The following is a 5,697-nucleotide window of genomic DNA, read 5'->3' on the forward strand; positions in this document are numbered from 1 at the left end:
ATTATCATGATCCTTGCCTTCATCCTGTGGTAATGGACCACGTTGCTTCTTCATTTTGTCTGCTGTTTGGAACGTTCGTAGCGTTACCTCACCAACACGTCCCATCGCTTGTGAGTCCGAAGACATAATACTTAAAATCCCTAAATCTTGCATAATATCTTCCGCTGCAATCGTTTCTGGTCGAATGCGGGAATCCGCAAATGCCACATCCTCTGGTACATCATGCTTTAAATGGTGGCAGACCATTAGCATATCTAAATGCTCATCTATAGTGTTCGTTGTAAACGGTTTTGTTGGATTTGTAGATGCTGGCAAAATATTGGGTAATGATGCCATGACAAGCTGGTCTGGCGCATGTCCTCCACCTGCCCCCTCCGTATGGAAAATATGAATGACTCGCCCATCAATCGCATTAATTGTATCTTCCACAAAACCCGCTTCATTCAATGTATCCGAATGAAGAGCAACCTGAATATCATAGTCATCTGCAACAGATAAACTTTGATCTAGCGCTGCTGGTGTTGCGCCCCAGTCCTCATGAATTTTCAAACCAATCGCACCTGCACGGACTTGTTCTATGATGGGTGCTGGCTCAGATGCACTTCCCTTTCCAAGTAAGCCAACATTTATTGGGAAGCCCTCAACTGCTTGCAACATGCGATGCAAATGCCATTCACCCGCTGTTAAGCTCGTCGCCTTCGAGCCAGCTGCTGGGCCTGTTCCACCACCAATAAAAGTTGTTGTCCCTGCTAGTAGGGCCGTCTCCACCTGATCAGGGCTGATGAAATGGATATGTGTATCAATGGCTCCTGCCGTAGCAATTAGCCCTTCACCTGCATAAACCTCTGTACCAACGCCGATAATCATGTCCTGATCGACTCCGTCCATGCTGTTCGGATTACCAGCTTTCCCAATACCAATAATACGTCCATCCTTTATACCGATATCTGCTTTGACAATCCCTGTATAATCTATAATGATGACATTAGTAATGACGGTATCAAGCACACCTTCATCACGTGTATTTTTACCATTTTGCCCCATCGAGACACGTAATGATTTACCACCACCGAAGACCCCTTCGTCCCCGTAGGATGTATAATCCTTCTCAATTTCAATCCACAGGTCTGTATCTGCTAAACGAACTTTATCTCCGACAGTGGGACCAAACATTTTCGCGTAAGCTTCATGTGTTACCTTCATTTTTCTTCCGCTCCTTTAAAGCCACCTTCAATTGCCTTATCTAAAATTTCTTCCTTATGGTGGGTAGAGCCCTCTGTTAGCCTATTTAAACCAAAGACATGCTGTTTGCCACCAAACTCGACAAGCTCCACCTCTTTTTCCTCACCAGGTTCAAAGCGCACCGCTGTCCCTGATGGAATATTGAGATGCATACCAATAGCATCTTGCCGATTAAACTCTAGAAATCTATTAACCTCGATAAAATGAAAATGGGAACCTACTTGTATAGGTCGGTCACCTGTATTGGCTACCAATACCTTTTTCGTCGCTCTACCCACATTGATTTCAATGACACCGTTTTTCGGTCGGATTTCTCCAGGAATCATTCTCCAACACTCCTTTATTGAATTGGACGGTGAACCGTAACAAGCTTCGTCCCATCTGGGAATGTACACTCAACCTGCACATCTGAAATCATGTCCCCGACACCTTCCATTACATCTTCAGCTGTGAGTACATGCTTAGCCTCACTCATCAGCTGCGCTACCGTTTTGCCGTCTCGAGCACCTTCCATAATAAAACTACTAATCAGTGCCACAGCTTCCGGATAATTTAGCTTTAAGCCACGAGCTTTTCTTTTCAGCGCAAGTTCTCCTGCCACATGGAGGAGTAATTTTTCTTGTTCAACTGGTGATAGCTTCAATCCAATCTCTCACTTTCCTATATTCAGAATTATCTTTCAATAATATTTTTTCTGGACATAACTTCCTTTCAGTAGTTTGAAATGTTCTAACGATTTAGTTGTACGTGCATTTAGTTGTTGTCTTACAAATTATGATTTCGCAAGGGATTTGCGAAGAGAAATAGAAATGACTTGTTGACCCGGCGAATGCGGGTTGCAATAGTTGAAGTGAGTAATAGAGGTAACAGCTAGTCCATTATAAGAAACTACATTAAAAAATTCAACATTTTTATTTATCTGTGAATTTACAAGTTTGCTAAATAATTAATAAAAAAAGAGGCATATTTTACAGAAAATTGGTCATCTGTAAAAAAGCCTCTTGTCTTGCTAGCTAAAGCGAATGAAAAATTATATTAAAAAACTAGTAAATTTATTTTATGTAAAATAATTATTTCAGGACTAAAAACGCTCTTTTTCATAATCAAATCGATTGGTTAGCTTCTGTAAATTATCAGCTTGCACGGTTAAATCCTGTGTAACATGATTGACTACTTGCATGGAGGCAGTTTGTTCATCCATTGAATGTAAAACAACTTCTGTGTAATTAGATAGCTTGCCCATGTCATCTGCAATCGTTGTGACAGAGGATGCCACTTCATTCGCGCTACTAGCAAGCTGTTCAGCTGTCGTTGAAATGTCCTCAAGCTGACCTGTCATTTCGCGAACATGCTGTGAAATCGTTCCAAAAGATGTTGTTGCTTCATCAATGACATAAACACCCTGTTGGACATTTTTTAAATCATCTTCCACTGCTGACGCAACTTGTTTTGTATCACTTTCAATCCCCACGACTAAGTCCACAATTTGCGTAGCAGAATGCTTTGATTGCTCAGCTAACTGACGCACTTCCTCAGCCACGACCGCAAAGCCTTTTCCATGCTCCCCAGCACGAGCAGCTTCAATGGCTGCATTTAATGCTAATAGATTTGTTTGATCTGTAATAGCCGTAATCATATCAGTCATCGCTTTTATATCTGTCATTTTACTTGATAATTGTTGCATAAGACCACTTGTTTTTTCAGTTGAAGCGGAAATAAATTGCATTTGCTCCTTCGCAACATGTAAAATCTTTGCACCATTTCCTGCAATATCATTGGCATCCTTCGCATGATCAAAAACATCCTGTGTAGCAACGGTAATTCGTTCGATTCCAGCGACCGTTTCCTGCATCGCATTTGCGCTAGAATAAGCCGACTCGGCAGCCTGTTTTAAGCCCTCAGACGTTTTTTCCATTTGTTGATCTACTTCTTCTACAGCAAGAGTAATTTCATTCGTACTTGCTGATAACTCCTCAATGCTTGCTGATAAATCAGATGAGCTGTGTGCAATTTTTTGTGACATTGTTTGTAATTGTTCCTTCATTTCTAAAAAGGATTGTGCTAGCTGAGAAATTTCACTATTGTCTCGAACCTCAATGTTCACATTATCTAAATGGCCTGCAGTAATCCCTTGTGCAGCCTCGGTTAACTGTTTAATTGGCTGAATAACTTTGTAGTGCACATACGCCGTGTAAGATAGTGTAATCGTGATTCCTACGATGGTTAAAATGGTAGAAAGCCATTCTAATGACGTTACATTGGCTAAATCAATAAATAAAATAGCAATCATTAAGACATTTAAAACAGAAAAGCCAAGTAAACTCTTTTTTCGTAAACTCATAACAAATTCCCCCAACTAAAATATTACTTCTATACCATCATTATAGTTGAATAATCCTAAAAATCATAAAGAAAAGCTCTATTTTTATAAGAATAAAGACACAAAGCATTCCTTAAATCTCCGATAATTGTTCACAAAAAAAGACTATAGACAGCTTTAGTAGCATGTCTACAGTCTTGAAATCTAGATTTATTTTAATTTCATAATACTAGAACCAGCGATCCCTGGGTGTGTCATTTCATATGGATCTAAGATTAAATCTAATTGCTCTTTTGTTAAGACGCCTTCTTCGATACAAAGCTCACGAATTGAACGACCTGTCAGAATAGCTTCACGCGCTAAGCGAGCAGCTACTTCATAGCCGATATGAGGGTTAACAGCAGTTAATACCCCTACACTTTTCTCTACATATTCTTTCATACGCTCTTCATTTGCTTCAATATCTTTTAAGCAATTTTCCGTAAACGCACGGAAAACATTATTCATAATGCTAATCGATTGGATTAGGTTGAATACTAATACAGGCTCCATTACGTTTAATTCTAATTGTCCAGCTTCAGAAGCTAGAGAAATTGTATGGTCGTTGCCAATTACTTGGAAAGCAACTTGGTTCAGTACCTCTGGCATAACAGGGTTAACTTTACCTGGCATGATAGAAGAACCTGGTTGACGAGCTGGTAATAGGATTTCCCCTAAGCCTGCACGTGGACCAGAAGCCATTAAACGTAAGTCATTAGCGATTTTAGACATATTAATCATACAGATTTTTAAAGCACCAGATACTTCTGTGTAGGCATCTGTATTTTGTGTTGCATCCACTAAATGTGTCGCACCTTTTAATGGTAAACCAGAAATTTCAGCAAGATGCTCATCAACAGATTTAATGTAATCTGGGAAAGCATTTAAGCCTGTTCCTACAGCCGTTGCACCCATGTTCACATCATAAAGATTTGGACGTGTTTGACGAATGCGTACGATATCACGATTAATCACACGGCAATAAGCCTCAAACTCTTGTCCTAAACGGATTGGCACTGCATCTTGTAAATGCGTTCGGCCCATTTTAATAACATGAGCAAATTGCTCCGCTTTTTGATGGAAGACAGATTGCATATAATCCATCGTTTCAAGTAATTCATCTATTAAATTTAACACAGCGATATGGATCGCTGTTGGGAAAGCATCGTTTGTTGATTGTGACATATTAACATGACTATTTGGACTTACTGTGTGATAGTCCCCTTTTTCTTTCCCTAAAATTTCTAGGGCACGGTTCGCGATCACTTCATTGGCATTCATATTGATGGATGTACCTGCGCCACCTTGGATTGGGTCTACAATAAATTCTGCATCCCATTTGCCATCGATCACTTCTTGTGCAGCTTCGACAATTGCCTCACCAATTTCTTTTGATAATAGGTGTACTTCCATATTACTTAATGCAGCTGCTTTTTTCACTATCCCCATTGCTTTAATTAGTGAAGAGTGAATTGTGTAGCCTGTAATTGGGAAGTTTTCCGTAGCACGCAGTGTTTGAATTCCATAATACGCTTCTGCTGGTAATACGCGCTCACCTAAAAAATCTTTTTCTATTCGTTGTGTTGACATTATTGTCGTCTCCTTTTATGTAATACTCACACTTGATAGTAGCTAATAAAAGTCGTATTGTAAACAGTCATTTTTCTGTAAACGAAAAAAATCCTTCAAAAAAGCAAAAAATCCGCTAAAAACCGAGCATATTTTATTAATGGTCGAGCAATATTAGCCGTTATATTGTTCTTAGGTAAAGTCAAAATTAACTTAAATGGATTGGAAACATGAATTAAAAGTCAAAAAACCAATAAAGTTGTTCTCTTCGTCAACTTTATTGGTTTTCATTTCATTATTATTTATTTGATGTCACAGTAAAACGGCTGTTTTCATGTTGAGGTTGTTCTAGCTCATCCAATACAGCCACCGCATAATCGGCATAGCTTACATAGCTGTTACCAGCGTCATTTACTAATAAGTGGTCAATACCTGCTGTGTAGTGTCCTGTACGCGGGCCTTCTGGATCAAAAAATGCGGAAGGACTTAAAAATGTCCAATGAATAGAGGATTGTTGTAAATCCACT

The 5,697-nt window shown here is 39.4% G+C and carries 6 protein-coding genes; all 6 read right to left on the reverse strand.

Features of this window, described 5'->3' with window-relative positions:
- Nucleotides 1-1,203 (reverse strand): urease subunit alpha (locus RT445_RS17900; protein ID WP_313471137.1); only part of this gene is annotated, 1,203 nt, incomplete at its 3' end.
- Nucleotides 1,200-1,568, reverse strand: a complete 369-nt coding sequence (locus tag RT445_RS17905; RefSeq protein ID WP_274797045.1) for an urease subunit beta — start codon at nt 1,566-1,568, stop codon at nt 1,200-1,202. The genes RT445_RS17900 and RT445_RS17905, both read right to left, overlap by 4 nt.
- A gap of 14 nt (nt 1,569-1,582) precedes the next feature.
- Complete coding sequence (gene ureA, locus RT445_RS17910) at nt 1,583-1,885, reverse strand: urease subunit gamma (protein ID WP_012294325.1); 303 nt, start codon at nt 1,883-1,885, stop codon at nt 1,583-1,585.
- A 438-nt stretch (nt 1,886-2,323) separates the two neighbouring features.
- Entirely contained in the window at nt 2,324-3,583 is a 1,260-nt protein-coding gene (locus tag RT445_RS17915) for a methyl-accepting chemotaxis protein (protein ID WP_274797043.1), read from the reverse strand.
- Nucleotides 3,584-3,772: 189 nt separating this feature from the next.
- Nucleotides 3,773-5,191, reverse strand: coding sequence for an aspartate ammonia-lyase (gene aspA, locus RT445_RS17920; RefSeq protein WP_274797042.1), 1,419 nt, complete (start codon nt 5,189-5,191; stop codon nt 3,773-3,775).
- Between the two features lie 277 nt (nt 5,192-5,468).
- On the reverse strand, nt 5,469-5,697 hold a 229-nt coding region (locus tag RT445_RS17925), incomplete at its 5' end, for an NAD(P)-dependent oxidoreductase (protein ID WP_396631812.1).

It is taken from the genome of Lysinibacillus sp. (assembly GCF_032093475.1).
In the GTDB taxonomy this organism is placed as follows: Bacteria; Bacillota; Bacilli; order Bacillales_A; family Planococcaceae; genus Lysinibacillus; species Lysinibacillus irui.